This is a genomic window from Clostridium fungisolvens (assembly GCF_014193895.1).
Classification (GTDB): Bacteria; Bacillota; Clostridia; order Clostridiales; family Clostridiaceae; genus Clostridium_AR; species Clostridium_AR fungisolvens.
Genome location: NZ_BLZR01000001.1, coordinates 2,210,234 through 2,224,947, shown reverse-complemented (window position 1 = coordinate 2,224,947; position 14,714 = coordinate 2,210,234). Strand labels below are relative to the sequence as shown.

Here is a 14,714-nt window from a genome sequence, read left to right as displayed (position 1 = left end):
TCACCTCTATATATAATCTTAACATTATTAATAAATAAAGTAACTACGCATCTATTTGTACTCTGGTTCTAGTCTACAAAACTTAGTTATTGCTTCTATTAATTATTAATAGAAATTAAATTATTTTGTTATATTTTATTTAAAACTGGTCTATAGATGAACTACTTCGTAATAGAAATTATATTTTTAAATTCTCTCACCAGAACCCGTGAGAGTTTTAAAAATAAATTTCGGATCGAAGTGGTTCATCTTTATCTATACAATATTGTATTTTAAAAAGAATATTCTTCAATTAGATAGCAAATAAATAAGATAAGGAGATGATTATATGATAAAAAAACCACTTAATATTATGTGTACTCTCGTATTATTTTTATCTTTTACTTTAATTGGATGTACAAAAACAAATGAATCCTCAAATAAAAATAATACAAACAATTCAAGTACTACTCAATCAATACCAGATAAAACCTTTACTTTAGATGAATTGAAAAAGTATGATGGTCAAAATGGAAATCCAGCATATGCCGCAGTGAGTGGTATTGTATATGATGTTACTAATGCTGAGGACTGGCATAATGGTAAGCATAAAAATGGAATCACTGCAGGAAAAGACCTTACGCAAGAAATTAATCAAGCAGCCCATGGAACCAAGGTATTAAATAATTTACCTATAGTAGGAAAGCTTAAATAGTAAATAGAGTAAATTAGGTTAGTATGATAAGATCTCCAAGTTATGCTATAATTATATAGCTAATGTTATGGAGGTTACTTTTATGAACTTATTATCTTTATTTTCAGACAAAAAGTTTTTTAAAGACACGATAAAGCTAGCCTTCCCAATTGCACTTCAAAATTTTATATTGTCTTCGTTAAATTTATTTGACAATATAATTATTGGAGGATTAGGGGAGGTAGCAATTGCAAGTGTTGGACTAGCTAACCAAATGTTTTTCTTACTAAATCTTGTTTTGTTTGGTGTAGTAAGTGGTGCTTCGATTTTTACAGCGCAATACTGGGGAAAAAAAGACTTGAAAAATATTAAAAGAGTTCTAGGAATTTGTCTTATTACTGCAATAGCAGTATCATCAGTTTTTACAATTGCAGCTTTACTTTTTCCTAAGCCAATTATGAGTATTTTCTCTAATGATCCAGCGGTTATAAATATGGGTGCAAACTATTTAAGAATAATCTGTCTTAGTTATATAGTTACCGCAGTATCATTTGCTTATGCTGCAACCTTAAGAAGTTTAGGACAGGTAAAAGCTCCAATGGTAGTTAGTATTATTGCACTTGGAATAAATACAGTTTTAAATTTCACTCTAGTTTATGGTGTGGCTGGTGTTCATGGACTTGGAGTATACGGATCTGCTTTAGGTACATTGATAGCTCGTATTATAGAATTTATATTAATGATATTTGTTGTATATAAATTTAAATTCCCTCTTGCAGCGAAACCAAAAGAACTATTAGACTTATCTATGGAATTTGCTAAAAGATTCTTTAAGATTACTATCCCAGTTATCTTAAATGAAAGTTTCTGGGCTTTAGGGGTTACTATTTATTCAGTTGTATACGCACATATGGGCACAGCTATCGTTGCTTCTACTAATATTGTAAGCACTATAGATAGACTTGCTATGGTTGTATTTTTGGGATTCGGTAATGCTGCCGCAATCATGATAGGACAGAAGATAGGACAAAAGGATGAAAAAACTGCCTTTCTATATGCTAAGAGATTTATTATAATGAATCCCCTACTTGGCGTTATTGTAGGGCTTATAATATATTTAGGAGCTCCTTCAATTTTGTTTGCTTATAGTGTATCGCCTGAGGTCCACAATTATTCTAAATCCTTGCTTCATATACTTGGGATTTTCCTTTGTATAAAGGTATTCAATTATACAAATGTTGTTGGTATACTTAGAAGCGGTGGAGATACGAAGTTTTGTCTACTACTTGATATCGGTGGAATGTGGCTTGTAGGAGTGCCTTTGGTTGCTCTAGCAGGATTGTACTTCCATATGCCAATAGATAAAGTATATATTTTCGTCTTTATGGAGGAAATAGCAAAATTTTTTGTTGGATTTCCTAGGATTGCATCTAAAAAGTGGATAAACAATCTGGTAGTTCATTAATTACTAATCGATATTTCTAATTCGAGTAAGCAAGAATAAAAAAAGGTTAGAACTAAAATTTTAGTTCTAACCTTTTTATTGCATATCGGAATATTATCAAAACTTTTACTATTATCTATTTTTTAATAGTTCAGATATTACATATGTTGCATCCATGTATGAAGCGATAGATTGGTCACCATTTAATCTATTTATTATTCTAGCAATAAATTGAGACATATCTACTTTTTTAAACCACTCTGCTTCTTGAACTTCAGGGGCTATATATGTAAGGTTTGTTGAGTAAACTCTTGTTATAGTACCATCTTCATAGAACTTTTGGAACTTTTCAGCTCCTTCTGTAAAGAATGCAAAAGTTGCAGCTACATAAACATTTCTTGCTTTTCTTGCTTTAAGTTCTTTTGCTATATCAAGCACAGATTCTCCAGATGCAATCATATCATCTACGATAAGCACGTCCTGACCCTCAACATCTCTTCCCATATATTCATGTTTTACTATAGGGTTTTTACCATTAACTATTGTAGAATGGTCTCTTCTCTTATAAAACAGACCCACATCTAGACCTAGCACACTTGAATAGTATATAGCTCTATCCATGGCTCCTGTGTCAGGACTGATTACTAGCATTTTATTTTTATCTATTTCTGCTGACTTTTCTTCTGTGATAAAAGTCTTTAGTATGTCATAAGTAGGATAGAAATTTTCGAAAGATAAAAGTGGAATTGCATTTTGAACATTAGGATCATGTGCATCAAATGTTAATATTTCTTGAACTCCTAATCTTTCTAATTCTTGTAATGCTAAAGCACAGTCAAGTGATTCTCTGCCTTTTCTTCTGTGTTGTCTTGAAGCATAAAGAAGTGGCATTATAACAGTTATTCTTCTTGCCTTTCCTCTTATAGCTGAAACAGTTCTTTTTATGTCTTGGAAATGTTCATCTGGACCTTTAAAAGTTTTTACTCCAAACATATTATATGAGCAACTATGATTACCAACATCGCAAAGTATGTAAATATCTTTACCTCTAACTGTTTCTGAAAGCTTTACCTTTCCTTCCCCATTAGAAAAGCGTATTTCATCTGAAGGAATTAAAAAAGATTCACTTACGCCCCTTTTAGCCTTGATTTCTTCATCAATTTTTTGTCCTAAAGCTTTACAGCTTTCTAAAACTATAAGACCTAATTCTCCGTTATTGTGGATAAAAATTTGATTTTCGTTCATCTTCATACTCCTTATAATAAATATATATATATTATACTTGTATTTTCTATTTCATGAATCAATTATTATGTCGGATTAACTCGATATTTCAAGTATTTTCTTGTTCATTTTAACTAATTCATGACTTTACTCATAGTTTCTACTATTTGTCATACTATATAAATATCCCCTAAAATTTTCATATAAATCATAAAATCTAAAATTAATCTAGCTAATTAATATAAAACTTAGTTTTATATAGAATTATATGTAATTTTAATTAATCAAAAATCACTACGAGTAAACTTTTCGTAGTGATTTTTAAGTTATTCAATTTATCTTTTAAAGTTAAATTTAAGTATAGTAGAAATATTCATATCTTTGACTAGAAAGATTAGAGCGTTATTGTCATAGAACAGTTCATTGTGTTTCCTCATAAATTATTATATAAAATCAACCACATTTAAACAAATTATTTTTTACCTTTAATTATAAACAAAGAATACTCTACTATCTCGTCGCCAACATCTTTTGTGTCTACGTAAAATGTATGAGCTGTGACCTCTTTAAAACCAGTATTCTCAAAGATCCTTATAATATCGTCTTGATTAAATCCATTATGCCCCTGGAAACCAGTTTCATTTCTATGAAACTTACCATCCTCTTTATTTAAATCAATTATACAAAGATATCCTTCATTATTAAGAAGTTCATAAAGTTTACTTATTATACTTTGGGTATCATTAATATGATGGAGTACCATTGAACTATATATTATATCATACTTCTCATCAAATAAATTATTTGTTGCTATATCTAAATTTTTAATCACTACGTTGTTAACCTTATAATTTTCAACTTTCGATTTAACTATATCAAGCATCCCTTCTGAGGAATCGATAAGTGTTATCTCTTTTAACCTATCATGCAGATTAAAACTTATAAGGCCTGTTCCACATCCAAACTCCATAGCAGAAAGTCTTTTGTTGATTGGAATAAAGTTTTCCAATTCCCTAGCTATAATTATTGTTCTAGAAATCCGTCTCTCTGTGTCCCATTCTTTTGCACATTCATCAAATCCCATATGACACCTCACTTAACTCTAACAATATATCTTTTATTAATTTTAAACAAAAGTGAAATTTTATTTAAAATCTAGACGTTTCCTAAAACTCGGAAAACTTATGATTTCTTTTTCATTAATACATATCATAAAAAAAGATTTTGTAAAGATATTTTCATCAGTTGATTCTTTCATTTCTTCAAATTCTAATCATTGAAAATAAGGTTGTCCAACATATCAAGTACATTATCTGCAGTCTATATAATCTCTTTGTTCAAATTTTTATTCATAATTACATCTCTTGTAATGTTAGTATTATATGTATAATTATACTATAAAACATACACCTTGAAAGTCTCCGCTTTATTGAACTTCATTTATTAGTTGTCAATATAGATATTACCTCGTATCCGTAAAAAGAAGTAATAATTTATTACCAAGAATTAAATCAATCATTGAAGTATTAAATTTAGTTATAGCTATGATTAATAATTTTTATTTTGTTTCTGTTTCAGAAGTTTATGACAATCTTCACAAACGCCATTTTCATTTAGTGCAAGCGGTTTAAAATAACAACGCAAATTTCTTGTTTCTGCTGGTGGATAAGGATATAGCTGTTCCAATATGTTTGGCTTGTATCCTCTATGATGGCACATACTACATTCATTAATCCATTTTCTTTGTGCAGGATGCATCGATAAAAATTCTTCTCCAATATCTATCACTGTTTTATACACCACCCGTCTAATTTTTTGTATAATTATTAGTAAGATATACTATTAAAAACTATAATTATATATATTTTACCCAATATTCTGACTTTTTATAATATTTCAGACTATATTATATGCATTTCTTCATACTTTTAGAATAATTCTGCCGAGTAACTACATTTTTAATTCAAACTTTTTTATTATAGATTTAGATAAAATTAGAAAAGCTATTTAGATTTCATTAGAGAAGTCGCTAAAGGCTTCTCTAATAATCTTATGACATGTTACAAATATAGCCCAATTTTTAGATCTTTTCTTGATAGATGCTGCAGCAAATAGGGTTATGAAGAAGCCCATGAATATGTTGAAAAAACTAACCATATATAAAATTTTGCATATAAATAACTAATCAAAATTAAACATAGTTCATGGAATTATATTTATATTAACTTTTATAAAGCATATCTATATGAGGAATACCATCTTCTAAATACTCTTCAGAAATTGCCTTAAACCCAAGGCTTCCATAAAAATCAAATAAATATGCTTGCGCTTGAATTTTTATTTCTGTTTCCTTCATAGTTTCCTCTATGAAGTTAATGGCTTTTAAAAGCATTTCTCTGGATATACCTTTTCCTCTATAATCTTTTTTTACTATCACTCTGCCTATTGAGGCTTGTCTATATGCAACACCTTTATTTAATAGTCTTGTGCAAGCCACAATTTCTCCCTCATCTTCTAAATATAAGTGGTATGAGTATTTATCTTTACCATCTGGGTCTAGATAGATACAATTTTGTTCTACCACGAAAACTTCACTTCTTAATTTAAGAAGTTTATATACTTCTTCACCAGTTAATTGATCAAAGGTTTTAATTTTCCAAATCATCGAGTTTATCCTCCACGTATGTTATTGAATTAAACTTAAAAACATTTATGAATTTGATTAAGCTATTTACTTGTAATCATTGCAATATGTGGATGTGCCACTTCGCATTAAAATTTATATTTTCAAAATCTCCTCTTAGAACCAGAGGATATTTGCAAGAAGATTTCGGTTCGAACTGGTACATCTGTTTACACATAAAAATCTGATATTTATAGTCTTACTATATTGAATAATTATAACATAATATTGCCAACTAGATTAGCTTATGTTATATAACTTCAAGATATCAGCTAATGCAGCTGCATATTACATGTATAGAGGTAAAACTCATTTTTTAGTTAATTATGCACTTCAAAATATCTTAACTCAGTAATATATTTTATTAAAATTCAACTTCCAAACCATCGAAGGCTGCAAAAGTGTTAGTAAAAGTCTCTTTTGCATTCAATTCTGCTTCAATCCTCATTTTTTTATTAGTATAAGTACTTGCATCAAAATGCATTAAGTAAAGATTTTTAGCTTCAGATCTTTTTGCAATCCTTGCTGCCATTTGAGGATTAAGATGTACATTAGCATCTTTCTCTATATTTGGTGCCATACTGCATTCTGTAATTAATATATCTGCATCTTTAGCTAAGGTAACTGCATTTTGGCATTCACCAGTATCAGTACAGTATGTAATAATCTTATTGTCTATTTCCAATCTAACACCTAAAACATCTATACTATGTTTTAATGGCAAAAAACTTACTTTAAAAGGAAGCCCATCTACATTTTTATCAACCTCTATTATCTCTAATTCGAAGGGAAGTTGTTCTATTGGTACTGTGAAAGGTGTGTTAATAAATTTTTGCAAAAATTCTTTTCCTCCACCTTGTACTATAATATATAATCCTTTAGAAAATTTATTTTTAACTAGTGTGTGCAATCCTGATATGTGGTCTAAATGAAAATGGCTTAAAAATAAATAAACAGGTTTATCAGAATCTATATAGTTATTCAACTTAGAAATTCCATTACCAGCATCTAATATTAAATAATAGCGTTCACAGTCAATTAGAACAGATGGTGTATTTCCAGTTTCTGAATCATACCATCCATTTGTACCTAAAAATATTAACTTTGACATATTCTATCCTCCTGTTGTATTATTTTAAATTAAACTAATTTATATAGTGTTTCAACTTTTTTAAATATGAATATCTTTTGAACGTTAGTTTCATATAAATCTCTATTTATATGTTTATTATAGTAAATCATATTACGTTAGTATGCATTAAATTTTAATACTTCTTATATACTTTTTAAAAGTAAAAGTCATAAAACTATGAATTCCATAACTTCATGACTTTTATCACTGTTTTTTCAATTACGTACCCATTTAATATTATAAGTTAAAAATGCATACTTTATTACGGCCACTTCTTTTTGCTTCATATAATGCTTTATCTGCATGACTGTATGCTTTGTCAAAATCTACTTCAGTAATATTTTCAATTGAAGAAATTCCAAAGCTAGCAGTAATTTTTATTGTATTTTTCTCAAAATTAAAAGTATATTGTTCAATTAATCTTCTTAAATTTTCACAGATAACTTTGGTTTCTTCTAAGTTGATGCTTGATAATAAGATCAAAAACTCTTCTCCACCAAAGCGAGCTAGCAAATCCTGTTCTTTAATATTATTTTTTAGTACCACAGCTACAGCCTTTAGAACGTAATCACCAATTAGATGTCCATAGGTATCATTGATATTTTTAAAATAGTCTATATCCACTATAACTACATAAGTTCTAATGCTGGCAAAATCGTAATTATACCCAAAATCTTTTAACTGTTTCATAAAGTATCTTCTATTTGGAATTCCAGTAAGATAATCATAATCTGATAAATACTGCAGCTTTCTATTTATGTCTTGCAATTTAATATTTTTAGCTATGTGTGAAACTTGGTTATTATGTATGAACTTAGCTAAAAATAAGGCTGATACAAAGAAAAAGCTTCCATTAACAACATTAGAAATCAATATGTTCCAGCTATGCTGAAAGAATATCATAACTGTAATAAAGGTCATAAATGTGATAGTATATATAATATTTTCATATGGTGGTTTTATGAGTATTGCTAAACCACTAAAAATTATGTTTATACCAAAAACTAAAATTTGTCCTGTAGTAATCTGATCTAATCCTGATATTAATGCAAGTAGAACTAATATAGCTCCTAACGTAGAATATATTACTCTTTCAATAAATTTGACAGAAAAAGTTTTATTTATATTACTCCATAAATTTAGTAATATAAATCCTAATAAGCAGACTATAATAATAAGTGAATGTAACCATAAATAGTATATATATATTTCTCTGATAGAAGAATTAATATCTTTAATTCGTGGCAAATCATATGCTAATATTAACACCATCTCCATGATTGAAGTTATACTTAACCCTATCCTAAGTCTTTTCAGATTCGTTACTGCTATATCTTTATCTATATATGTTCTCTGTTCATTGGTAAGTTTTATGTCACTATTTAGTTTAAATATATTAAAGTCAAATATCTTAGCCACCGCTTTACCTCTCAAGTTTTTCTAAGCTTTCTTTTATTAATGCTTAAATTAAAATTATATATAATTTATTTATACAAATTGTATTGTTACATTAATTCTCTAATAATACAATAATAACATATTTTTTTAGTAACCTGTCCTCTTAACTAAACATTTATTTTGTAATATATAAGTAAAAAAGAGTATACAAACTGCATACTCCTAAATCTAATTAAACATGAGTTCACAAAATATTTAATTATAACTTAAACCTACTTACATTCTTAGCCATATTTTCTGTCATCTCAGCAAGATTTTGTGCTGAATTAGCCACTTCTTCACTTGAAGAATTCATTTGTTGAGCTGAAGCAGCTATCTCTTCGGCTGTTGCTGCTGTTCCTTCAGCAATAGAAGCTGAGGCTTCTACCTTATTTATAATTGTTAACTTTTCTTTATTTAAATTCACTGCAGAAGTACTAACTTCTCCTATTTGAGGAAGTATATTATTAATATCTTCAATGATTTCTTTAAATGAATTTATTGATTCTTCAATTACTACAATCTGATTATCTAAATCGGTTCCAACACTATTTGAATTAGATACAACTTCTTTAGTTTCATTAAGTATTTTATTTAGTAAGCTATCAATACTATGTGCTGATTTTTTTGATTCTTCTGCAAGTTTTCTAATTTCATCTGCCACAACGGCAAAACCTTTACCTACTTCTCCAGCTCTCGCTGCTTCTATAGCAGCGTTTAGTGCTAGTAAATTAGTTTGGTCCGCAATAGAGTTAATAATTGTAATGATTTTTTGCACTTCATTAATGTTATCTCCTAAGCCTTCAACTTGTCCACTTACCCCGTTAAATGATGTACTAAGATTTGCAATAGAGTTGGCTAAAGTCTCTAATTTAATATTACTTTCCTTAGCCTTATCATCAATATTCTTAGCTTTTTCATCTACTTTTTCAATTGCACCAACTATTATCTCAACATTTTGTCCAAAACTCTCAACGCTGCTTGCAGTTGATACAAGATCTTGTGCCTGATTTGTTGCACCATTGGCAACTTCCTGAACTGCATTTGAAACTTCTTGAGAAGATGAAGTCATTTCTTCTGAAATAGCAGATAGAGATGAAGATTGATCATTAAGTACAAGAGCATTACTCTTAATTGAAGAAAGAATTTCTCTTATACTATTTACAGTCTTATTTAATTCTTTTTTCATCACTCCAAATTCATTAGTACTTGAATCATCAATTTTTGCTGTTAAGTCACCTTTTGCTAATAGAGCAAGGTTATTTAATATTTCCTTACTAGAGTTTCGTATTATTAAAAGTATCGTTAAGGCTACGGCACTTGATATAACGATTACTACTAATCCAATTAATATAAACAGTTTCATTCCGCTTGAATATATATTTTCACTATGCTCTTTTCCTTCACTAGCTTGAACAGTATTTAACTTAACTAACTCATCAAGATTTTTTACTACGCTCTCGCCTTTTGCACCGAAAGAAGCTCTTTCCTCATCAGTAATTTCTATGTTTTGCATTCTTTTAAGTTTCATTTGGTCCCAGGTTTCGAAATAGATCTTTTGAGCTGCTTTATATGAATCATAATCTTTTTTTTCCTCTGTAGTATCTATTACTGGAACATATTCCTTTTCTAGTTCTTCAACTTTCTGTTTATATAATACTACTTTATCTGCTTCCGTTTGAGTATAGCTTCCCCATATACATTTTACTATACTTATTCTCGTCATTGTGAAATTACTTCTTATATCCCCAAGGTATTTAATTGGAATCAAGTTAGTTGAATAAATTGACTCTGCACTGTCGTTTATTGCACTCATTTTTGTGTATCCAATACCAATCAGTGTTGATGTAGACACTATAATGATTACAAGCATTGTAATGAGCAAGGATAGTAACTTTATATTTCGAAGCTTCATATGTAGCAAATCCTCCTTTGTATATTAATCTCCCTTGTAAAAGGTATATTTAGATTCTCGTCTACATGATAATGATTCTTAACGAATTAAGCTTTATATACTTCTATGATTTTATACCCAACACTGGAACATTAGCCCTCATATATGAAAGCTCCTATTTATAATAAGGCTAAGGTTAAGAATATTGTTGAAATTAATTCTTTGCGTAAGCTCATTAAAGCATCGGATAGCTAACCAATTAATTTCAACACGGTACTTTAACGCCAATAACAAAAGCACTAGAATTTATGCAACTCTAGTGCTTTTATTTCATATGAACTTACCAAATTGAACGCATTTTCCATATGCTAAACTTATTAACATTTAACTTGCTGCTATTTTTAAGAGTAAAACTAATATTGTAGCTATTTTCAAGAGTCGGATATACTCTTGTTGACATGCATATTGAGTTATCTGCAAAAACTTCAACTGTAGAATGATCTACAAAAACTCGTATATTAAGATTATGTTCCTTTTTGCAGCTTAATTTAGCTTTAAGACTACACTTATTAGGTAGATCGGATAAACTTGACTTAGATCTATCCAATAATAGTGTTTCTTCCATTGCATTGTAACTTAATATAGTGCATTCACTACTATCGTTTGATTCTAGAAGATTCAAAGAAAACTGTTCATCACCTTGTATTTGAATATTTAAGTCAATTTCTAGAGCTCTCCCTTGAGTTTCTAGTTTCCATTTTTCATCGTGGATAATTAAATGTTCATATATCTCCTCATCATATCTTAAAGCATTTAACTCTTCAGCTGGCTCCATTATTAAAGTTTCATTATCCTTTAAAGAAAGTATTCTAGGTACTGATTGAACTCCAGCCCATCCAGCATTTCCTTTAAAATCTCTTCTTGAATCCTCAGGAAGCCATCCCCACATAATATTTCTTCCCTTTGGATCTACTAAAGTATTAGGAGCATAAAATCCTTCTCTTCCAAAGTTATTATCTAATATACCAGTATGCTCAATTAAAAACTTATTATTTTCATCTATTGTTCCTATATGATATTTAACCTCATCACAAGGAGAATAAACTAAAACATATTTCTCTTCAAAAGTAAGCATATTAGGGCATTCTAAAATTTCGTACTCATTTGTTTCATATATTATATCTATAAACTGCCATTCTAATAAGTTAGTAGATTTATACATTAGCACACAGCCTTTACCATCATGGCCTCCCCCTAGTACCATATACCAAAGGTTATCTTTTTTCCATATAAAAGGATCTCTCCAGTCTTTTATTAATATATCTCCATGAATATCTGCAGTGATAATAGGATTAAAATTTGGTTTCTCCCAAGAGAACATTTCATCTTTACTGATGGCAATCCATTGCTCAGCACCATCTTTAAAATTTCTTTTGTTTTCACCTACACTTGTATAGAAAATCATTGGTAAACCTTCATCATTTACTAACGCACATCCAGAAAAACAATGAGTTTCACCTAATTCATTTGAAGGATATAAAGCAATTGGTAAGTGAGTCCAATGAACTAAATCTTTGCTAACAGCATGTCCCCAGTGCATTGTATCCCAATGGTCAGAATTAGGATTATACTGATAAAATAAATGATATTCATCTTTATAATATATCGGTCCATTAGGGTCATTCATCCAACTTTTTTCAGGCATAAAATGAAATATAGGTCTATATAAGTTCATTAGAATTCTCCTCACATTAATTGGAATATACTTATTCGCTTAAACTCTTAAACACTCTATCTTATTACAAGCTTACCACTTATTGCAGGAATAATAAATTCAATCTTATTATTATTTTCTAAAAAATCTAATTTTTCTTCATTGAAAGATATTTCTTTTATAGTATTACAATTGTATATAACTTTAAAGCTATTATATGCTTTATACTCTTCATGCTTTATATTTATATCAATTGCAACTTTTTCATCACTCTTCATAATAAATTCGTATAAAGTATATTCACCTTCTCTGTAGTTATAGCTTGCTTTGTCATCTACATAGTGTACATATTGGCCTTGTCCAGGATATACATCGAGTGTTAATTCTTTAATATCTTTTTCTCCAACGTAGCTTTGCTCTGGATAGTTTGGTACTATACTTCCCTTTTTAATAAATACTGGACATATATCAAGAGGAGCATCCTTAAGTATATACTTTCCACCATCTATAACTTCCTTCGTCCAATAGTCAATCCATTGACCTTCTGGAAGATACACAGTTCTTATTTTCTTACCTTGCTCTAATATAGGTGCTACCAATATGTTTTCACCAAATAAAAATTGATCATTGATCTCATATACTTCTTTATCTCTTTCATAATGAAGCACAAGTGGCCTCATAACTGGTAACCCTGTAGTTTCCCCACTCCATAATAAATCATATAGATATGGAAGAAGCGAATATCTTAACTTTATATACTTTCTATTAATATTTAAGGTCTCTTCATCAAAAGCCCAAGGTTCCTGATCTCTTGTGTTGCTACCTGAATGATTTCTAAATAATGGCGTAAAAGCTCCTACTTGAACCCATCTCGATAAAAGTTCAGGGGTACAGTCAAAGCTAAAGCCTCCAACATCAGCTCCACAAAAGCTAATACCGCTCATTCCTAAGTTTAAAAGCATAGGTATTGACATCCTTAAGTGATCCCAAAAGCTTTGATTGTCACCAGTCCATACAGTAGAATACTTTTGAGTTCCTGCATATGCTGCCCTTGTTATAACAAAAGGTCTTTTACCACTGTGTTTCTTAATCCCTTCAAAAGTTGCCTTTGCCATTAGATGTCCATATACATTATGAATCTCAGTGTGATCTGTATTTCTTCCTTCGTTTTCAAACTGAACATCATCCGGTAATGGTCCATTAAAACTAGCAGGCTCATTCATATCATTCCATACACCTGAAACTCCCGAATTCAATAGAAGCTTTTGATTTTCAGCCCACCAATCTCTAGTATCTTTATTAGAAAAGTCAGGAAACACAGAATCACCTGGCCATACCCTATTTACATAAGTGATTCCATCCTTATCAGTGGCAAAATACCCATTTTTAAGTCCAGTCTCATAAATATCATAGTTTTTTTCTTTCTTTACCCCTGGATCTATTATGGTAACTATCTTAAATCCATCTTCATTAAGCTCATTTAATAGCTTCTTTTCATCAGGAAATCTTTCTTTATCCCAAGTAAACACTTTAAAACTCTCCATATAATCTATGTCTAAATGAATTGTGTCACAAGGAATATCTTTTTCTCTGAAGTTTTTTGCTATTTCTTTAACTCTGCCTTCTGGAGAATAAGACCATCTACTTTGTTGATATCCAAGAGTCCACATTTGAGGAAGAGGTGTCTTTCCTGTTAAATCAGTATACCCCTTTAGTACCTCCTGTATATTATTGCCACCAATAAAATAATAGTCTAAATTACCGTCTTCAGCTCCAAAGTAATAATACTCGGAGTTTTCTTTTCCCATATCAAAGTAAGTTTTAAAGGTATTATCGAAGAATATGCCAAAAGTACTATCTTCTCTTAAAGTAATGAAATAAGGAATGGATTTATAAAGTGATTTATGACTTTCTACATGTGGTGTTGGATCATCAGTATTCCACATTTCATAGTAGTAACCTCTTTTATTAAGATGACCTGTTTTTTCTCCAAGACCATAGAACTTCTCATCTCCAAATAACCTTTTAACAACTTCAATTTTATGGTTATGAGCTTGTTTATCTACATTATGACCTTCATCTTGTGCATCACTTATGGTACCTCTTCTTATAAAAGGGGCTCTTTCTTCTCTAAAATCTTCACATAGGATCTTTCCTTCAATGTTATAAAAATCTACTTTAAAATCTTCATATACCTTAATAAGTAATGCCTCTGTTTTTATCTCTATGTAAGAGCCTTTTTCCTGTACTAAAATCTCACATTGCTCAATGTTCAAATTCTCAACAGCTCTCGAATAATGATTATTATATTTTAATGGACAAAAAACATTCACAATCATTGGATTTATAACTTCAAGTATACCTTTATTTTTTTCAAACTCTAAATGTATCTTATTATCTTCTACTTTATGACTTACTATTTTCCCAAACATATTATTCCCTCCATAGCATTTTTGCTTGTTATTTTACGATGTAAACCTTATATTAGTAGTATATATATTTTTTAGCACCAA

At 29.6% G+C, this 14,714-nt stretch carries 11 protein-coding genes; 2 read left to right on the top strand and 9 right to left on the bottom strand.

Features of this window, described 5'->3' with window-relative positions; translation table 11 throughout:
* Nucleotides 1-328 precede the first annotated feature (328 nt).
* Both bsdtw1_RS09430 and bsdtw1_RS09425 read left to right on the top strand, forming a co-directional pair.
* The gene (locus tag bsdtw1_RS09430) at nt 329-694 is read left to right on the top strand and encodes a cytochrome b5 domain-containing protein (RefSeq protein ID WP_205245277.1); all 366 of its coding nucleotides are present in this window, start codon (nt 329-331) and stop codon (nt 692-694) included.
* Nucleotides 695-776: 82 nt separating this feature from the next.
* Nucleotides 777-2,138 carry an MATE family efflux transporter gene (locus bsdtw1_RS09425; RefSeq protein ID WP_183277324.1) on the top strand — a complete coding sequence of 454 codons (1,362 nt, stop codon included), beginning with the start codon at nt 777-779 and terminating at the stop codon, nt 2,136-2,138.
* 111 nt (nt 2,139-2,249) lie between these two features.
* Here bsdtw1_RS09425 and bsdtw1_RS09420 read toward each other — a convergent pair whose 3' ends face one another.
* The 9 genes from bsdtw1_RS09420 to bsdtw1_RS09380 all read right to left on the bottom strand — a co-directional run bounded on the left by bsdtw1_RS09420 (nt 2,250) and on the right by bsdtw1_RS09380 (nt 14,633).
* Nucleotides 2,250-3,362, bottom strand: coding sequence for a ribose-phosphate pyrophosphokinase (locus bsdtw1_RS09420; protein WP_183277323.1), 1,113 nt, complete (start codon nt 3,360-3,362; stop codon nt 2,250-2,252).
* A 451-nt stretch (nt 3,363-3,813) separates the two neighbouring features.
* A complete protein-coding gene (locus tag bsdtw1_RS09415) occupies nt 3,814-4,425 on the bottom strand; it encodes a class I SAM-dependent DNA methyltransferase (protein WP_183277322.1) in 612 nt (203 codons plus the stop codon).
* 464 nt (nt 4,426-4,889) lie between these two features.
* The gene (locus bsdtw1_RS09410) at nt 4,890-5,129 is read right to left on the bottom strand and encodes a hypothetical protein (RefSeq protein WP_183277321.1); all 240 of its coding nucleotides are present in this window, start codon (nt 5,127-5,129) and stop codon (nt 4,890-4,892) included.
* A 433-nt stretch (nt 5,130-5,562) separates the two neighbouring features.
* A complete protein-coding gene (locus tag bsdtw1_RS09405) occupies nt 5,563-6,006 on the bottom strand; it encodes a GNAT family N-acetyltransferase (RefSeq protein WP_183277320.1) in 444 nt (147 codons plus the stop codon).
* A 382-nt stretch (nt 6,007-6,388) separates the two neighbouring features.
* The gene (locus bsdtw1_RS09400) at nt 6,389-7,135 is read right to left on the bottom strand and encodes an MBL fold metallo-hydrolase (protein ID WP_183277319.1); all 747 of its coding nucleotides are present in this window, start codon (nt 7,133-7,135) and stop codon (nt 6,389-6,391) included.
* A 258-nt stretch (nt 7,136-7,393) separates the two neighbouring features.
* Nucleotides 7,394-8,575, bottom strand: a complete 1,182-nt coding sequence (locus bsdtw1_RS09395) for a GGDEF domain-containing protein (protein ID WP_183277318.1) — start codon at nt 8,573-8,575, stop codon at nt 7,394-7,396.
* Between the two features lie 238 nt (nt 8,576-8,813).
* On the bottom strand, nt 8,814-10,508 hold the full coding sequence (locus tag bsdtw1_RS09390) for a methyl-accepting chemotaxis protein (RefSeq protein ID WP_183277317.1): 1,695 nt from the start codon (nt 10,506-10,508) through the stop codon (nt 8,814-8,816).
* A 319-nt stretch (nt 10,509-10,827) separates the two neighbouring features.
* Nucleotides 10,828-12,222, bottom strand: coding sequence for a glycoside hydrolase family 32 protein (locus bsdtw1_RS09385; RefSeq protein ID WP_183277316.1), 1,395 nt, complete (start codon nt 12,220-12,222; stop codon nt 10,828-10,830).
* Between the two features lie 56 nt (nt 12,223-12,278).
* Nucleotides 12,279-14,633 carry a glycoside hydrolase family 31 protein gene (locus bsdtw1_RS09380; protein WP_183277315.1) on the bottom strand — a complete coding sequence of 785 codons (2,355 nt, stop codon included), beginning with the start codon at nt 14,631-14,633 and terminating at the stop codon, nt 12,279-12,281.
* Nucleotides 14,634-14,714 lie beyond the last annotated feature (81 nt).

Bases quoted from the DNA above. Each gene is read 5' to 3' on its own strand.
- bsdtw1_RS09385 (WP_183277316.1), bottom strand. From the start codon at position 12,222: ATGAACTTATATAGACCTATATTTCATTTTATGCCTGAAAAAAGTTGG.
- bsdtw1_RS09420 (WP_183277323.1), bottom strand. From the start codon at position 3,362: ATGAACGAAAATCAAATTTTTATCCACAATAACGGAGAATTAGGTCTT.
- bsdtw1_RS09425 (WP_183277324.1), top strand. From the start codon at position 777: ATGAACTTATTATCTTTATTTTCAGACAAAAAGTTTTTTAAAGACACG.
- bsdtw1_RS09380 (WP_183277315.1), bottom strand. From the start codon at position 14,633: ATGTTTGGGAAAATAGTAAGTCATAAAGTAGAAGATAATAAGATACAT.
- bsdtw1_RS09405 (WP_183277320.1), bottom strand. From the start codon at position 6,006: ATGATTTGGAAAATTAAAACCTTTGATCAATTAACTGGTGAAGAAGTA.
- bsdtw1_RS09415 (WP_183277322.1), bottom strand. From the start codon at position 4,425: ATGGGATTTGATGAATGTGCAAAAGAATGGGACACAGAGAGACGGATT.
- bsdtw1_RS09400 (WP_183277319.1), bottom strand. From the start codon at position 7,135: ATGTCAAAGTTAATATTTTTAGGTACAAATGGATGGTATGATTCAGAA.
- bsdtw1_RS09390 (WP_183277317.1), bottom strand. From the start codon at position 10,508: ATGAAGCTTCGAAATATAAAGTTACTATCCTTGCTCATTACAATGCTT.
- bsdtw1_RS09430 (WP_205245277.1), top strand. From the start codon at position 329: ATGATAAAAAAACCACTTAATATTATGTGTACTCTCGTATTATTTTTA.